The organism is Tsukamurella hominis, assembly GCF_965137015.1.
GTDB classification, from domain to species: domain Bacteria; phylum Actinomycetota; class Actinomycetes; order Mycobacteriales; family Mycobacteriaceae; genus Tsukamurella; species Tsukamurella hominis.
The window spans coordinates 1-15767 of sequence record NZ_CBCRZG010000018.1; the positions used below are offsets into that span (position 1 = coordinate 1).

14 protein-coding genes are annotated in these 15767 nt (G+C 69.3%); 7 read left to right on the forward strand and 7 right to left on the reverse strand.

Going from position 1 to position 15767, the window contains the following annotated elements:
- The coding region (locus ACM9LD_RS19205) for a DUF349 domain-containing protein (protein ID WP_415678162.1) at positions 1–1302 on the forward strand (1302 nt) is incomplete at its 5' end.
- A 61-nt stretch (positions 1303–1363) separates the two neighbouring features.
- On the opposite strand, the gene ACM9LD_RS19210 is transcribed toward ACM9LD_RS19205, so the two are convergent.
- Both ACM9LD_RS19210 and miaB read right to left on the reverse strand, forming a co-directional pair.
- Positions 1364–1990: an Rv2732c family membrane protein gene (locus ACM9LD_RS19210; RefSeq protein WP_415678163.1), complete on the reverse strand. Its 627-nt coding sequence runs from the start codon at positions 1988–1990 to the stop codon at positions 1364–1366.
- 59 nt (positions 1991–2049) lie between these two features.
- Positions 2050–3561, reverse strand: coding sequence for a tRNA (N6-isopentenyl adenosine(37)-C2)-methylthiotransferase MiaB (gene miaB, locus ACM9LD_RS19215; RefSeq protein WP_415678164.1), 1512 nt, complete (start codon positions 3559–3561; stop codon positions 2050–2052).
- Between the two features lie 145 nt (positions 3562–3706).
- On the opposite strand from miaB, the gene ACM9LD_RS19220 reads away from it, so the two are divergent.
- Genes ACM9LD_RS19220 through ACM9LD_RS19240 form a run of 5 tightly spaced genes read left to right on the forward strand, consistent with a single transcriptional unit; the run spans position 3707 to position 8222 of the window.
- Positions 3707–4435, forward strand: a complete 729-nt coding sequence (locus tag ACM9LD_RS19220; RefSeq protein WP_415678233.1) for an amino acid ABC transporter ATP-binding protein — start codon at positions 3707–3709, stop codon at positions 4433–4435.
- Positions 4435–5634, forward strand: a complete 1200-nt coding sequence (locus tag ACM9LD_RS19225) for a transporter substrate-binding domain-containing protein (RefSeq protein WP_415678165.1) — start codon at positions 4435–4437, stop codon at positions 5632–5634. Before ACM9LD_RS19220 ends, ACM9LD_RS19225 begins: the two co-directional genes overlap by 1 nt.
- Positions 5627–6310 (forward strand): amino acid ABC transporter permease, encoded by a 684-nt coding sequence (locus tag ACM9LD_RS19230; protein WP_415678166.1) that lies wholly within the window; start codon positions 5627–5629, stop codon positions 6308–6310. Before ACM9LD_RS19225 ends, ACM9LD_RS19230 begins: the two co-directional genes overlap by 8 nt.
- Entirely contained in the window at positions 6307–7254 is a 948-nt protein-coding gene (locus tag ACM9LD_RS19235) for an amino acid ABC transporter permease (protein WP_415678167.1), read from the forward strand. Before ACM9LD_RS19230 ends, ACM9LD_RS19235 begins: the two co-directional genes overlap by 4 nt.
- Positions 7255–7259: 5 nt before the next feature.
- Positions 7260–8222, forward strand: coding sequence for a glutamate ABC transporter substrate-binding protein (locus ACM9LD_RS19240; RefSeq protein ID WP_415678168.1), 963 nt, complete (start codon positions 7260–7262; stop codon positions 8220–8222).
- 3 nt (positions 8223–8225) lie between these two features.
- On the opposite strand, the gene ACM9LD_RS19245 is transcribed toward ACM9LD_RS19240, so the two are convergent.
- The 4 genes from ACM9LD_RS19245 to ACM9LD_RS19260 all read right to left on the reverse strand — a co-directional run bounded on the left by ACM9LD_RS19245 (position 8226) and on the right by ACM9LD_RS19260 (position 11581).
- Positions 8226–8600, reverse strand: a complete 375-nt coding sequence (locus tag ACM9LD_RS19245; protein ID WP_415678169.1) for a VOC family protein — start codon at positions 8598–8600, stop codon at positions 8226–8228.
- Between the two features lie 276 nt (positions 8601–8876).
- The gene (locus ACM9LD_RS19250) at positions 8877–9485 is read right to left on the reverse strand and encodes a regulatory protein RecX (RefSeq protein WP_415678170.1); all 609 of its coding nucleotides are present in this window, start codon (positions 9483–9485) and stop codon (positions 8877–8879) included.
- Between the two features lie 6 nt (positions 9486–9491).
- Entirely contained in the window at positions 9492–10541 is a 1050-nt protein-coding gene (gene recA / locus ACM9LD_RS19255) for a recombinase RecA (RefSeq protein ID WP_415678171.1), read from the reverse strand.
- A gap of 236 nt (positions 10542–10777) precedes the next feature.
- Positions 10778–11581: a helix-turn-helix domain-containing protein gene (locus ACM9LD_RS19260; protein WP_415678172.1), complete on the reverse strand. Its 804-nt coding sequence runs from the start codon at positions 11579–11581 to the stop codon at positions 10778–10780.
- A gap of 51 nt (positions 11582–11632) precedes the next feature.
- Between ACM9LD_RS19260 and ACM9LD_RS19265 the strand changes: the two genes are divergently transcribed.
- Positions 11633–12055 carry a DUF2000 family protein gene (locus ACM9LD_RS19265; protein WP_415678173.1) on the forward strand — a complete coding sequence of 141 codons (423 nt, stop codon included), beginning with the start codon at positions 11633–11635 and terminating at the stop codon, positions 12053–12055.
- 82 nt (positions 12056–12137) lie between these two features.
- Here ACM9LD_RS19265 and ACM9LD_RS19270 read toward each other — a convergent pair whose 3' ends face one another.
- Positions 12138–15722 carry an indolepyruvate ferredoxin oxidoreductase family protein gene (locus tag ACM9LD_RS19270; protein WP_415678174.1) on the reverse strand — a complete coding sequence of 1195 codons (3585 nt, stop codon included), beginning with the start codon at positions 15720–15722 and terminating at the stop codon, positions 12138–12140.
- Positions 15723–15767 lie beyond the last annotated feature (45 nt).

Genomic DNA, 15767 nt, shown 5'->3' on the forward strand with positions numbered 1-15767 from the left:
AAGCCGCACCCCGGCCCCCGCCCGGGCGGTCCGCGCCCGCATGCCCCGGCCGCCGCGCAGGCCGTGCCGCGGACGCGCCCGGCGTCCGATCCGACGAAGCACGGCCGGGTCGACGAGGACGGCACCGTCTACGTCGTGACCTCCGGCGGCGAGCGCGCCGTCGGCTCCTGGCAGGCCGGAGAGTCAGCGGAGGGCCTCGCGCACTTCGGCCGCAAGTACGACGAGCTCGCCACCGAGGTGGAGGTGCTGGAGGAGCGCCTGGCCAGCGGCACCGGCGACCCGAAGAAGATCCGCGCCGCGGCCCAGCAGGTCGCGGACACGCTGCCCACAGCCGCCGTCGTGGGCGACCTCGACGGCCTGGCCGCCCGTGTCGGCGCCCTGCTGACGGGTGCCGACACCGCCATCGTGACCGCGCAGGCAGACCGGGAGAAGAGCCGCTCCGAGGGCATCGCCCGGAAGGAGGCGCTCGCCGCGGAGGCCGAGCAGATCGCCGCCGAGGCCACGCAGTGGAAGACTGCGGGTGACCGGATGCGCGCCCTGCTCGACGAGTGGAAGACCATCAAGGGCGTCGACCGCAAGACCGACGACGCCCTGTGGAAGCGCTACTCCAAGGCCCGCGACGCGTTCAACAAGCGGCGCGGCGCGCACTTCGCCGAGCTCGACCGCGAGCGCGCCGGCGCGAAGGCCCGCAAGGAGGAGCTGATCGCCGAGGCCGAGAAGCTCAAGAACGACACCTCATGGGGTGAGACCTCGGCGAAGTTCCGCGACCTGCTCGCGAAGTGGAAGGCCGCCGGCCGCGCGCCGCGCGACACCGACGACGCGCTGTGGGCCCGGTTCAAGGGCATCCAGGACGAGTTCTTCTCGGCGCGCAACGCCGCCGCCGACGAGCGGGACGCCGAGTTCTCCGAGAACGGGAAGGCCAAGCAGGCGCTGCTCGACGAGTACACCCCGCGCATCGAGTCCGCGCAGAGCCTCCCTGCACAGAAGGCCGCGCTGCGTGAGCTGCAGGACAAGTGGGAGGCGATCGGCAAGGTCCCCCGCGACCAGATGGGCTCGCTGGAGGCCGGGATCCGCGCGCTCGAGAAGAAGATCAAGGCCGCCGACGAGACCCAGTGGCGCCGCACCGACCCCGAGGCCGCCGCCCGCGCCGCGCAGTTCCGGGACCGCGTCGCTCAGTTCGAGGAGCAGGCCGAGAAGGCCGAGAAGGCGGGCAAGACCAAGGACGCCGTGCGGCTGCGCGAGCAGGCGCAGCAGTGGCGGGAATGGGCCGACGCCGCGGAGGGCGCGGTCGAGAACCGCTGACCCTCAGAACGACGACCGCCCGGCGAGAATGCTCGCCGGGCGGCCGTCGTCGCCGTCGCTACTACGCCTGATCGGTGGGGCGCTGCGGGCGCGGCGGCTGGTGGCCGATGCGGTTGGACCGGGCGAACTCGTCCCACTCCTGCGCGGCGTCGCGGCGCTCCTGCTCGGCCGCGAGCTGGAACGGAGTGCGGGCCCAGATGGTCTTGATCCAGACGACCGCGAGCACGATCATCGCGAGCCAGCCGAGGTAGAGGCCGATCCCGGCCCCCGTGGGCGGCTCGCCGTGCAGGCCGGTGGTCTGCCGCGACCAGACGGAGAGCAGGCCGAAGACGATCGCGACGCCGCAGCCCGCTCCGGCGATCACGGACAGTACCCAGCGCCGGGTCAGCAGCGCGGCGCCGGAGGCGAAGACGCCGAACAGCACCTCGAGCCAGACGAAGATCTTCGACACGATGACCAGCGAGCTGCCCTCGATGTGCGGGTCGCCGGTGATGATCTCGATGCCCGTCACCGAACCGGTGTGCGGCAGCGCGAGCGAGCCGATCACCACGACCACGGCGATCGCGGCCACCAGGATCCGCGGGCTGACCTGGAACTCGCCGGCGAGCTTGCGCTCGACGGACTCGACCTGCGAGCGCAGGCTCTCCAGCTCTTCGGCGCTCCGGGGGTTCTCGCTGTCGGCGTTCATGGCCTCCATTGTCCACCCCGCGGCCGACGGTGTCTCCTACAGGTCGTCGTAGAGACGGGTCAGCAGGTCGAGCACCCCGTCGACGCGGGTGCGGCGACGGGCGCCGGGCGGCCGACGGGAGGCAGGCCGAGGCCCACCCCGACGGGCGCCGTGACGGGGGTGATGGCGGCCTCGACGTTGTCGCCCGCGCGGGTGCGGCGGTGACTGAGAACGCCGCCGTCGGCGACGAGGTGGTGCGGCGCGGCGCCGGTGATCTCGACCTCCACGACGTCGCCGGGGCGGATGCCCTCGCCGCCCGCGAAGTGCACGAGCCGGCCGTCGCGGGCCCGCCCGGACATGCGCTTGGTCTCGGCGTCCTTGCGCCCCTCGCCCAGCGCGACGAGCAGCTCGACGCGCCGACCGACCTGCTTCTGGTTCTCCTCGAGCGTGATCCGCTCCTGCAGCGCGATGAGCCGGTCGTAGCGCTCCTGCACGACCTTCTTCGGCAGTTGGTCGGGCAGGTCCGCGGCCGGGGTGCCGGGGCGGATCGAGTACTGGAACGTGAACGCCGAGCTGAACCGGGCCTTCTCCACCACGTCGAGGGTGGCCTGGAAGTCCTCCTCGGTCTCCCCCGGGAAACCGACGATGATGTCGGTCGTGATCGCGGCGTGCGGGATCTTCTCGCGGACGCGGTCGAGGATGCCGAGGAACTTGGTGCTGCGGTAGCTGCGGCGCATTTCCTTGAGCACGCGATCCGAGCCGGACTGCAGGGGCATGTGCAGCTGCGGGCAGATGTTCGGGGTCTCCGCCATGGCGTCGATGACGTCGTCCGTGAACTCCGCGGGGTGCGGGCTGGTGAACCGGACCCGCTCGAGGCCCTCGATACGGCCGCACGCGCGCAGCAGGTCGGCGAACGCGCCCCGGTCGCGGGGCAGCTCGGGGTCGGCGAAGTTCACGCCGTAGGCGTTGACGTTCTGGCCCAGCAGGGTGACCTCGGAGACGCCCTGGTCGACGAGGGCCTGCACCTCGGCGAGGATGTCGCCGGGCCGGCGGTCGACCTCCTTGCCGCGCAGGCTCGGCACGATGCAGAACGTGCACGTGTTGTTGCAGCCGACCGAGATGGACACCCATCCCGCGTACGCGCTCTCGCGGCGGGCGGGCAGCGTCGACGGGAAGGCGTCGAGCGCCTCCTTGATCTCGACCTCCGCCTTCTCGTTGTGCCGCGCGCGCTCGAGCAGGGTCGGCAGAGATCCGATGTTGTGGGTACCGAAGACCACATCGACCCACGGCGCCTTCTTCACGACGGTGCCGCGGTCCTTCTGGGCGAGGCAGCCGCCGACGGCGATCTGCATCCCGGGCCGCTCCCGCTTGATCGGCGCGAGGTGGCTGAGGTTGCCGTACAGCTTGTTGTCGGCGTTCTCCCGGACCGCGCAGGTGTTGAAGACCACGAGGTCGGCCTGCTCGCCACCGTCCGCGCGTACGTAACCGGCGTCCTCGAGCAGGCCGGAGAGGCGCTCGGAATCGTGCACGTTCATCTGGCACCCGTAGGTGCGGACCTCGTACGTTCGGCTGGCGGGGGCTGCTTCGATCACCTCACCAGGATAATCGGCGGGGGCAAATCACCCTCGTTCACAGATTTCCGGCACGAATCCGCCCGAGTTAACGCGAGCGAAACCTCCGAACTCATAGGCTCGGACAATGACCACTCCCGCGACTGAGCCCACAGGCTCCGCTCCGATGATCGAGATCGAATCAGTCGATAAGCACTTCGGCGACCTCCATGTGCTCAAGAACATCAACCTGACGGTCCCGAAGGGACAGGTCGTCGTCATGCTCGGTCCCTCGGGCTCGGGCAAGTCGACGCTGTGCCGGACCATCAACCGGCTCGAGCCGATCGATTCGGGCACGATCAAGATCGACGGCGCCCTCCTCCCGGAGGAGGGGCGCGGCCTCGCGGGGCTGCGCGCCGAGGTCGGCATGGTCTTCCAGTCGTTCAACCTGTTCGCCCACAAGACGATCCTCGACAACGTCACCCTCGGCCCGATCAAGGTCCGCAAGCAGTCCAAGGCCGACGCGGAGAAGCGCGCGCTCGAGCTGCTCGACCGCGTCGGCATCGTCGCGCAGAAGGACAAATACCCCGCCCAGCTGTCCGGCGGCCAGCAGCAGCGCGTCGCCATCGCCCGCGCGCTCGCGATGGGCCCCAAGGTCATGCTCTTCGACGAGCCCACCTCCGCGCTCGACCCCGAGATGGTCAACGAGGTGCTCGACGTCATGGTGGGACTCGCGAAGGAGGGCATGACGATGGTCTGCGTGACCCACGAGATGGGCTTCGCGCGCAAGGCCGCCGACCGCATCCTGTTCCTGGCCGACGGTGAGGTGGTCGAGGACACCGAGCCCGAGTCCTTCTTCACCGCACCGAAGTCGGACCGCGCCAAGGACTTCCTCGGCAAGATCCTGGGGCACTGATGACATCACCACAGACCACTCGAACCCGACGGTGGCGGGGCGCGGTCGCGGCCGTCGCCGCCGCCCTCGTGACCGTCCCGCTGCTGTCCGCGTGCGGCACCGACACCCCGCGCAGCCTGCTGGCCTCGATCAAGAACGGCGACGTGGTGCTCGGCACCAAGTACGACCAGCCCGGCCTCGCCAACCGCGACCCCGACAAGTCCCACTCGGGCTCCGACGTGGCCGTCTCGGAGTTCGTGATCAAGCAGATCGCGAAGAACAACGGCTGGTCCGAGCCGAAGATCACCTGGAAGGAGACCCCGTCTCCTCTTCGTGAGCGGATGATCGAGAACGGCGAGGTCGACATGATCGCGGCCACGTACTCGATCAGCGCGGCACGCACCAAGAAGGTCACCTTCGCCGGCCCGTACCTGACCACCTATCAGGCGCTGCTGGTGAGCAAGAAGACCGCGAACCCGATCCGCAGCCTCGAGGACCTGAACTCGGGCCGGAAGCTGTGCTCGGTGTCCGGCTCGACGTCGGCGATCAACGTGAAGGCGGCCCTGCCGAACGTCCAGCTGCAGCAGTACGACGGCTACGCCTCGTGCGTGGAGGGCGTGCGACGCGGCGTGCTGGACGCGCTCACCACCGACGCGACGATCCTCGCCGGCTTCCAGGCCAAGTACCCCGACGAGTTCGACATCGTCCCGATGACCTACCCGAAGGACGTGACCCTGACCAGCAGCACGGGCACCAAGACCGAGAAGAAGAAGGGCGACCAGTTCTCCACCGAGCGCTACGGCATCGGCCTGCGCAAGGGCGACGCCGAAGCGCTCAGCGAGGTGAACAAGGCCCTGCGCCAGATGCTGCTCGGCGAACAGGGCACCGCGACGTACGACGCGGAGGCAGTCCCCGCGGTCCCGTCGTGCGTGGTCCCGGCGGCGGTCGTCTCCACCTTCACCGGCCTCGCCTACGCCAACCCCGACAACGAGCTGTTCAAGGCGCTGCGGGAGAACCTGGGCGAGTACGCGAACACGATGATCGAGCAGGGGCGCCCCGTCGAGGGCGGCAAGCCCAAGTCGGTCCTCGTCGCCGTGCCCGGCGATCAGAGCTGGCTGCTTCCTGACAAGGACGGCAACGTGACCGTCACCGTGAACGGTAAGGCGATGACGCTACCGAAGGCCGATCCGCAGGCGCAGTGCGCGAAGGCAGGTGTCTGACATGTGGGAAGACCTCGGGCCACAGCTGTGGCCGGCGTTCTGGGTGACCATCAAGCTGACCTTCTTCTCGGCGATCGGCGCCACCATCTGGGGCACGATCCTCGCGGGCATGCGCGTCTCGCCGGTCCCGGCGATGCGGGTCTTCGGCACCTGGTACGTCAACATCGTCCGGAACACGCCGCTGACGCTGATCATCCTGTTCCTGTCCCTCGGCCTGTACCAGAACATGGGGTTCGCGCTGGCGCCGAACAACGCGGACTTCACGGAGAACAACAACTTCTGGCTGGCCGTCGTCGGCTTCATCGTCTACACTGCCACCTTCGTCTGTGAGACCCTGCGGTCCGGCTTCAACACCGTGCCGCTCGGCCAGGCCGAGGCGGCACGCTCGCTGGGCCTGTCCTTCATGCAGGTCTTCCAGCTCATCGTGCTGCCGCAGGCCGGCCGCGCGGTGATCGCGCCGATGGGCAGTGTGCTCATCGCGCTCACGAAGAACACCACGATCGCGTCGATCATCGGCGTCGGTGAGGCGGCCCTGCTGATGAAGGAGCAGCTCGAGCTGCACAGCGATCAGCTGATCCTGATCTTCGTGATCTTCGCGGCGGGCTTCATGGTGATCACTCTGTTCGAGGGAGCCGTCTTCGGCTACTTCGCCAAGCGACTGGCGGTGAAGCGATGAGCACGAAGTCCACCTCGACCGTCCTCTACGACGCGCCGGGTCCCAAGGCCCGGGTGCGCAACAACATCATCGCGGTGGCCTTCATCGTGGTGCTGGTGGCACTGTTCGCCTGGGTGCTCACGGCGTTCGCCGCGAACGGCCAGTTCGATCAGGAGAAGCTCGAGCCCTTCGCCGATAAGAACTACTGGGGCACGTACATCCTCCCGGGCCTGTGGGGCACCTTCAAGGCCGCTCTCGCCTCGATCATCCTCGCGATGGTGATGGGCGCCTTCCTCGGCATCGGCCGGCTCTCCGATCACCGGTCGGTGCGCTGGGCGACGGGTGCGATCGTGGAGTTCTTCCGCGCGATCCCGGTCCTGATCCTGATCTACTTCCTGTACATCGTCTTCGGCGTGTACAAGGTGTTCACCTCGGACTACATCGCCTTCTTCGCGGTGGTCTTCGGCCTCACCCTGTACAACGGCTCGGTGATCGCGGAGATCCTGCGCTCGGGTATCAACTCCCTGCCCAACGGCCAGTTCGAAGCGGCCAAGGCCCTCGGTCTGCGGAAGTCGCAGACGATGCGGCTGATCCTGCTCCCGCAGGCGGTCGCCGCCATGCTGCCGGCTCTGATCTCGCAGATGGTGATCGCGCTCAAGGACAGCGCGCTCGGCTACCAGATCGGCTACATCGAGGTCGTGAAGTCCGGCATCCAGGCGGGCAACGAGTGGGGCAACGTGATCCCCTCGCTCATCGTGGTCGCCATCATCATGATCCTCATCAACTTCGGCCTGTCGGCGCTGGCGTCGAACATCGAGAAGAACCTGCGTGAGGGCCGCAAGAAGAAGCTGATCGTCGATGCGCCGCATCCGCTTCCCGAACCGGGGCTCATGTCCAAGGAGGTCATGGAGACCACCCACCCGGACCCGAAGCACAAGGATCTGCGGCAGGACTACGGCGACTGATCGCCGTGCCCTCCAGACCCCGCGCGAGCGCGGCCCTGGCACTGGTCACAGTGGTCATGGCCGCGCTCTGCGCGTGTTCGGGGCCGTCGCCGCGGAACCTGCTGCGCTCGATCGACGACGGTGCCGTCCTCCTCGGTGTGAAGGCCGACCAGCCGGGCCTCGGGCTGCGCGGAGCCGACGGCGAGTACTCGGGCTTCGACATCGACGTCGCCGAGTACGTGGTCCGGTCGGTCGCCGCCGCCCGCGGAAAGGCGGAGCCGAAGATCACGTGGCGGGAGAGCCCGACCCCGCAGCGCGAGCGGCTGATCGCCAACGGCGAGGTGGATGCGATCGTCGCCTCGTACTCGATCGACGCCGACCGCGCGACCGCGGTGACCTTCGCGGGGCCGTACCTGACGACACGCCAGGGCCTGCTGGTGCGCCGCGACGAGGCGGCGGTCGGAACGGTCTCCGATCTGGGGCGGGACCGCACGCTCTGCGCGGTGACGGGCTCCACGTCGGCGCGGGCCGTCGCCGCCCTGTTGCCCGGCGTGCGGCTCCTGGAGTACGACAGCTACTCGGCGTGTGCGGACGCGCTGGCGCGCCGCGCCGTCGACGCCGTGACCACCGATGAGGTGATCCTCGCCGGATTCGCGGCTCAGCGCCCGGATGCGTTCCGCCTCGTCGACATGGTGCTGCCGAAGGACACCTGCGTGGAAGGCCGGCTCCGCACCGCGGGGTCGCCGTTCTCCGTCGAGCGGTACGGGATCGGGCTGGCCCACGGCGACGACGATGCCCGGAACGCCGTCAATGCCGCGCTGCGGCAGATGCTCGAATCCGGTGCATGGGAGCGCTCGCTGCGACGGGCCGTCGGCGACGAGGAGGCCGCGCGGACCCTGGAGCGCGACGGCGGTACCGATCGGTTGGTGCCCGGCGTCGGGGACCTCGGCTTCCTCTCCGCGACGAGCGCGCCGTGCGCGGCGCGCTGACCGTCACAGGTACGGGCGGGTGAGCAGCTCGATGCCGTGCCCCGCGGGGTCGCGGACGTAGACGCCGCGGCCGCCGTGCCCGTGATTGATCCGTCCCGGCTCCTTCCAGAACGGATCGGCGGCGTGGTCGACGCCGCGCTCGACGAGGAGCGCGTATGCGCGGTCGAAGTGCTCGTCGTCGACGAGGAAGGCGTAGTGCTGCGGCTGGATATCGATCGGCGGCGACGCGATCTGCAGCAGGACGCCGTCCTCGATCTCGAGGTTGGTGAACGGCCCCCAGGATTGCGCGGGGCGGGCCTCGAGGTAGTCGCGGTAGAACGCCGCGGAATCCTCGCTGTTCGTGGCGAAGATGATGGTGTGGTTGAAACGTGCGGGCACGGGGATCTCCTTCGGGGGTTCGGAATCGGGGTGCTGTGTCGATCGATTCCGAACGGCGGAGACCGCGCCGTCAACCGTTCGCCGGATCACCCGTCCGTGCGTGGCCCGAGGCCGTTCCGGCAGTCATGCCGGGAACCCTACCGCCTCGTGCACGCGCCTGGAAAGGCCTCAGCGCCACGATCGCCGATGCAGCGAAGCCCCCGGAGTGTTCTCCGGGGGCTCCACCTGGCACGGGGATCCACTCCCCTGGTCTTGGCGGCGTCGGGGCCGTCGCGGCTACTCGTGCGCGGCGTCGGCCTTCTCGCGGACCGCGTCGAGCACGACGGACAGCGCCAGCGACGGGTGGTAGCCGCGGCGGCCGAGCATGCCGACGAGCCGCTGGGTAAGCTTGTCCCGCTCAAGGCGGTCCTCCGGGACCTCGACGCGGGCGAGTTTGCGCTCCACCAGTTCCGCCGCGCGCTCCCGCTCGTCCTCGCGGCTGACGGTGTCGAGCGCCGCCGACGCCTCCTCCGCGCCGACGCCCTTCGTGCGCAGTTCCTGTGCCAGGGCGCGGCGGCCCCTGCCCGAGAACTGATGCCGGGACTGGACCCAGCGCTGCGCGAAGGCCGCGTCGTCGATGAGGCCGGCGGCGACGAACTTGTCGAGCATCCGCTCGGTGAGCTCCTCATCGAAACCACGGCGGGCGAGCTTGTTCCGCAGCTCCGCCCGCGAGTGGTCCCGCATTCCGAGGGCTCGGTAGATCAGGTCCCGGGCCAGCGCCTCACGCTTGGCCGGGTCCTGCTCCTCCTGCCGCGGTTCGCCGGCGACGGGGCCGCCGCCGTCGCGGGAACGGCGCCCGCGGCGCCGGCCCCGGGAGACGACCTCGTCGTCGGCGTAGTCCACCATCGCGGCCTAGAAGTCGACGGGCGCGGGCGCGATCTCGTCGGCGTCGGCGGTGACGTCGGCGCCCACGCCGAGCTTCTCCTTGATCCGCTTCTCGATCTCGTCGCGGACGTCGGGGTTCTCGACCAGGAACTTGCGGGCGTTCTCCTTGCCCTGTCCCAGCTGGTCACCGTCGTAGGTGTACCAGGAGCCGGACTTGCGGATGAAGCCCTCGTTGACGCCCATGTCGATGATGGAGCCCTCGCGGCTGATGCCCTGACCGTAGATGATGTCGAACTCGGCCTGCTTGAACGGCGGCGAGACCTTGTTCTTGACGACCTTGACGCGGGTACGGTTACCCACGGCGTCAGTGCCGTCCTTGAGGGTCTCGATGCGGCGCACGTCCAGGCGCACCGAGGCGTAGAACTTCAGCGCCTTACCGCCCGTGGTGGTCTCGGGCGAGCCGAACATGACGCCGATCTTCTCGCGCAGCTGGTTGATGAAGATGGCGGTGGTGCCCGAGTTGTTCAGGGCGCCCGTCATCTTGCGGAGCGCCTGGCTCATGAGGCGGGCCTGCAGGCCGACGTGACTGTCGCCCATCTCGCCCTCGATCTCGGCCTTGGGGACCAGCGCGGCCACCGAGTCGATCACGATGATGTCGAGCGCGCCGGAACGGATCAGCATGTCCGCGATCTCCAGCGCCTGCTCACCCGTATCGGGCTGCGAGACGAGCAGAGCATCGGTATCGACTCCCAGCTTCGCGGCGTAGTCCGGGTCCAGCGCGTGCTCCGCGTCGATGAAGGCCGCGATGCCGCCGTTGGCCTGCGCCTCCGCGACCGCGTGCAGCGCGACGGTGGTCTTACCCGAGGACTCCGGGCCGTAGACCTCGATGACGCGGCCGCGCGGGAGGCCGCCGATGCCCAGCGCCACGTCCAGCGCGATGGACCCGGTGGGGATCACCGCGATGGGCTGGCGCACCTCGTCTCCGAGGCGCATGACCGAGCCCTTGCCGTAGCTCTTGTCGATCTGCGCGAGGGCCAGCTCGAGGGCCTTATCGCGATCCGGTGCCGCAGGTGCCATGGGACTCTCCGTCCTTCGGGCCGGGGTGGGAAGTACCGCCGGCGCTGGGTTCTACTGTTGCTACGGACGCTAGAGGGACCCTCTGACAAGTTTTCGCATCCGCATCGGGGCGCGCTCTCATCGGCTCACTTTCACGTCGAACACCGTCGACTATAGGCGAACCTGCGTTCGAAGCAAGCATCGAACGCGCGACACGCCGCGCCGCGCGGATCGGGTGTCCGGGAACCGGGATCCGATCATCCCCGAGCTGCGGCTCCGCCGCTCCGCGCGTACCGACCGGGCGTGGTCCCGACCATCGACTTGAAGTGACGGTTGAGGTGCGACTGATCGTGGAACCCCGCCTCCACCGAGACGTCCGCCGGGGCGCCACCCGCCAGCAGCATCCTGCGCGCGAGCTCGACCCGACGGCCGATGAGATACCGGTGCGGCGGGAGTCCGAACTCCCGCGAGAACTCTCTGACCAGGTGCGTCGGGTCCACATGGAGCACATTGCCAGCCTCGTCCAAGGTCATGCCCTCCCGGACTCTGCCGTCGAGCAGATCGCGGAGGGCGTGCGCGAGGGACCGATTCAGCGGGGCCCGCGACGGCTCGGGATTGCGGTCCAGGTGCCACTGCAACCGTTCGACGATCAGGGCGAGCCGGCTCGCCGCTTCGAACTCCTCGCCCGGCTCGGCGAGCGCCCGGTTGAGCTGGTCGACGCGCCGCCTGAGCAGCCCGTCCAGAAGCGTCGGCGTGCCGACGGCCCGGCCGATCCCCGAGAGCATCCGCGACTCCAGGTAGATCACGCGTTTGTCGAACCCGCCCGCCGTGAGGCTGTGGCCGTCGTGCGCGACGTGGGGCGGCAGCAATGTCACCGATCGCGTCGACGAATCGCACCGCTCGCCGTCGAGCTCGTACCCGATACGTCCGCGTTCGACCGTGAGCAGCGTCCAGACATCGTGCGTGTGCATCGGGTAGGCGTGCTCTTCGAAATGCGCCCGGAACACCTCGGCGATTCCCGCGACGCGGGGACGCCAGGCGACGGTCGACTCCGCGGGCATCCATCAAGTATGTACAAGAATCCGGGACCCGGCGATGGCGATCCTGGTTGCATGACCGAGACGATTCGATTCGACACCAAGATCGCGGTGCTGCTCCGCGACGACCTCGCCGGATGGCAGCGCCTCAACGCCGCCGCGTTCCTCGTCAGCGGGATCGCCGCCACCGTCCCCGAGGTCATCGGCGAGCCCTACGCCGATGCCGACGGTGCCGCCTACCTACCGATGTTCCGCCAGCCCGTCCTCGTCTTCGAGGGCGCCGGCGAGACGCTCCGCGCCGCACACCAGCGGGCGTTGGGACGGGGCCTGACCGTCTCGGTCTTCACGCGGGAGCTCTTCTCGACCGGGAACGACCGGGACAACCGGGCCGCGGTGCAGGCGGTCGGCACCGACGACCTCGAGCTCGTCGGCATCGGTGTCCACGGCCCCAAGAACGCCGTCGACCGGATCCTCAAGGGCGCACGCATGCATCCGTGACCGCGGATACGTCGGGAACCGACGACGGTGACCGCCCCTCGGAGGCGAGGGGCGGTCACCGTCGAATACGAGGGAGCGGGAGTTACCAGCCCAGCTGCTGCAACTTCTCCTGGACTGCGGCGCGGTACTTCTCGACGTTGCCGGTCTTGATCGACTCGTAACCGCGGACCATGTCCGGCAGCTCGGCGAGGGCGACGACCTGCACGCGCTGCTCCTCCGCGACGCGGCCACCCTCGGCGGCGGCGATCATGAGGCCCACCAGCGCGCGGTACTCCGCGATGAGGGTGCGCTCCATGCGCCGCATCTCGGTCATGCCGAAGACGTCGAGCTTAGTGCCGCGCAGGCGCTTCATCTTCGCCAGCGTCTTCATACCCGGATTGACCCACTCGCCCAGCGCCAGCTTGTTCTTCAGGCCCATCTCGCGCAGCGTCGGCGGGTGCAGGCGGATCGCCTTCTTGGCGTCGGCGCCGAACTCGTCGGCGACCTGTGCCGCGAAGCCGGCGTCCTGCGAGAGCCGGGCCACCTCGTACTCGTCCTTATAGGCCATCAGCTTGTGCAGGTTGTGCGCGACGGCCGCGGTGAGATCCTCCGAGCCCCAGCTCTTCTCGGCGCGGAACACGCGGGCCACGTCGGCGACGTACCGCTCCGCGTAGGCCTTGTCCTGGTACGCGACGAGCTCGTCGACGCGGAGCCCGACCTGGCGCAGCAGCTCCTCGGAGCCGCCGTCCAGGACGGCGACGAGGCCCTTGGCGAACGCGCTGACCGGGGCCGGCGCGGGCACAGGGTGCAGCGCATCGATCGCGGCCTTGACGCCGGCCGGATCCGAGACCGACTGGCGGCCGCGGCGGAAGGCCTGCAGGTTCTTCTCCACGGCGACGCCGTTGAGCTCGATGGCCCGCTCGATCGACGCGGAGCTGATCGGCAGGGCGCCGGTCTGGAACGCGGCGCCGACCATGAACAGGTTGGCGTACTGCTCGTCGCCGAACAGCTGCAGCGTCAGGTCGCCCGGATCGAGGTACACGGTGCGCAGCGACGCCCGGTCGATGGCCTCGTGGATGCTCCGCGCGTCGGGGTAACCCACCGAGGTGTCGATCACCATCTGGCCGGTCGGGACCTCGGTGGTCGAGACGATCGAGGTGGTGCGCTCGGGCGAGGCCACCTTGAGGTTCGCCGGGTCCACGCCGACGAGGCTGTCGCACGAGAGGTACACGTCGCAGTCGCCCGAGGCGACCTTCGCGGCCTGATCGACGTACGTGGCCGAGACCTTGATGTCCGAGACCACGGCGCCGCCCTTCTGCGCCATGCCGGTCATGTCGACGGTGCGGGCCGAGTGGCCGTCGAGCACCGTGGCGGTCGCCAGGATCTGCGAGACCGTGACCACGCCCGTGCCACCGATGCCGGTGATGCGGATGGCCATGCCGTCCGCCTCGCGGCGCGCCTTCTTCGGCTGCGGGATCGACTCCGCGGTGATGTCGGGCACCGACTTGCGGACCTTGCCGACCTCGCCGGGGGTGACCGTCACGAACGACGGGCAGTCGCCCTTGAGGCACGAGAAGTCGAGGTTGCAGGAGCTCTGGTCGATCCGGGTCTTGCGGCCGAACTCCGTCTCGACCGGATGCACCGAGAGACAGTTGCTCTTCTGGCCGCAGTCGCCACAGCCCTCGCAGATGCGCTCGTTGATCACCACGCGCTGGTTGGGCGTGGGGTACTTGCCGCGCTTGCGCTTGCGTCGCTTCTCCGCGGCGCAGTGCTGATCGTGCACGAGCACGGTCACGCCGGCGACCTCGGCCAGCTCGCGCTGCACGTCGAGGGTGTCGGCGCGGTCGCGGACCTCGACGCCCTTCGGCAGGCCGAGGGCCTTGGTGCGCTTGGGATCGTCGGAAGTGACGACGACCTTGCTGACCCGCTCCGCGAGCAGCAGGGTGCAGATCTGCGGCAGCGTCATCTCGCCGACCGGGTCCTGGCCGCCGGTCATCGCGACGGTGCCGTTGAACAGCAGCTTGTAGGTGATCCGCTCCCCGGAGGCCACGGACTGGCGCAGCGCCAGCGAGCCCGAGTGCATGAACGTGCCGTCGCCGATGTTCTGCACGAAGTGCTTCTCGGTGACGAAGGGGGCCATGCCGACCCACTGCGCGCCCTCGCCGCCCATCTGGCTCACGCCGGTGACGTCGCCGACCTGCTGGGGATCCATCAGCAGCACCATCGCGTGACAGCCGATGCCGGCGCCCACGAGCGTGTCGTCGGCCACCTTGGTGGAGGTGTTGTGCGGGCAGCCCGAGCAGAAGTACGGGCTGCGCTGCGCCAGCGGCAGCTCGATGCGGGTGCGCACCTGCGCCTTGCGGTCCAGCCAGTCCTTCGCCGCGGGCACCTGGTGCACGCGGGCGAGGCGCTGGGCCAGGCCGCGGGAGACCGAGTCGACGTCCAGCTCGCCGAAGCGGGAGAACAGGGTGGAGCCGTCCTCGTTGGCCTTGCCGACGATGTTCGGGGCGCCGGGGTGCCGGAACAGGATGTCGCGCATCATCGTCTCGAGGAAGTCGCGCTTCTCCTCGACCACGATGACCTCGTCGAGACCGTCGATGAACTCGTGCAGGATCTGCCGCTCGAACGGGTAGACCATGCCCATCTTGAGGATCCGGATGCCGAGGCGGTTGAGCTCGTCGTCCTCGATGCCGATGAGCCGCAGCGACTCGCGCACGTCGAGGTACGTCTTGCCGGCGCAGACGATGCCGATCCGGTCGTCGCTCGAACGCACCGTGATCCGGTTGAGGCGGTTGATCCGGGCGTACTCCGTGGCGCGCGGCATGCGGACGGTGAGCTGGTTCTGCTCGAGCTCCATCAGCTTCGCGCCGAGCAGCTGGCCCGACGGGACGTGCGGGCTGGTGCCGAGGTCGCCGTAGACGGGCAGGATGCGGTCCGGGTGCACGTCCGCGGTCGACGATCCGTCGGCGACGTGTGCGGAGATCTTCAGCGAGGTCCACAGGCCGGAGACGCGGGACATGATCGCGGCGTGCACGCCGAGGTCGAGGATGTCCTGCGAGTCGGCCGGGTAGAGGATCGGCATGTAGAGGTCGGCCAGCGACATCTCGGAGGCGCAGGGCACCGTCGAGCTCTTGGCGCCCGGATCGTCACCGACGAGGGCGACGGCGCCGCCGGTGGGGTGGGTGCCGATCATGTTGGCGTGCCGCAGCGCATCGGTGGCGCGGTCGAGGCCGGGGGCCTTGCCGTACCAGTAGCCGGTGACGCCGTCCAGGCCGCGATCGAGGTGCCCGACCTGCGCCGCGATCTGCGAGCCCATGACCGAGGTGGCGGCGAGCTCCTCGTTGAGGCCCGGGCGGTGCACGATGTCGAAGTCCTTGAGGTACTTCGTGCGCTTGGCGATCTCCAGGTCGTAGCCCGCGAGGGGCGAGCCCTCGTAGCCGGAGATGAACGAGCCCGTCTTGAGGTTCTGGCGGCGGTCCAGCCGCGCCCGGTCGCGCACCATGCGGACCAGGGCCTGAATGCCCGTGAGGTAGATCGTGCCCTCTTCGCGCGTGTACCGATCGTCCAGCGAGAAGGACTCGACCGAGGCGGACTGCCCGCCCCGGGGGTCGGCGTCGTGCCGGCCCGCCCGCGTGGCGTCGGTACCGCCGGGGAGCTTCTCGATCGGCGAATTGGCGTCAAGGGTCACTGAAACCACCGTGCTTTCTCTCAATACGCCCTGTTCCAGGGGTGG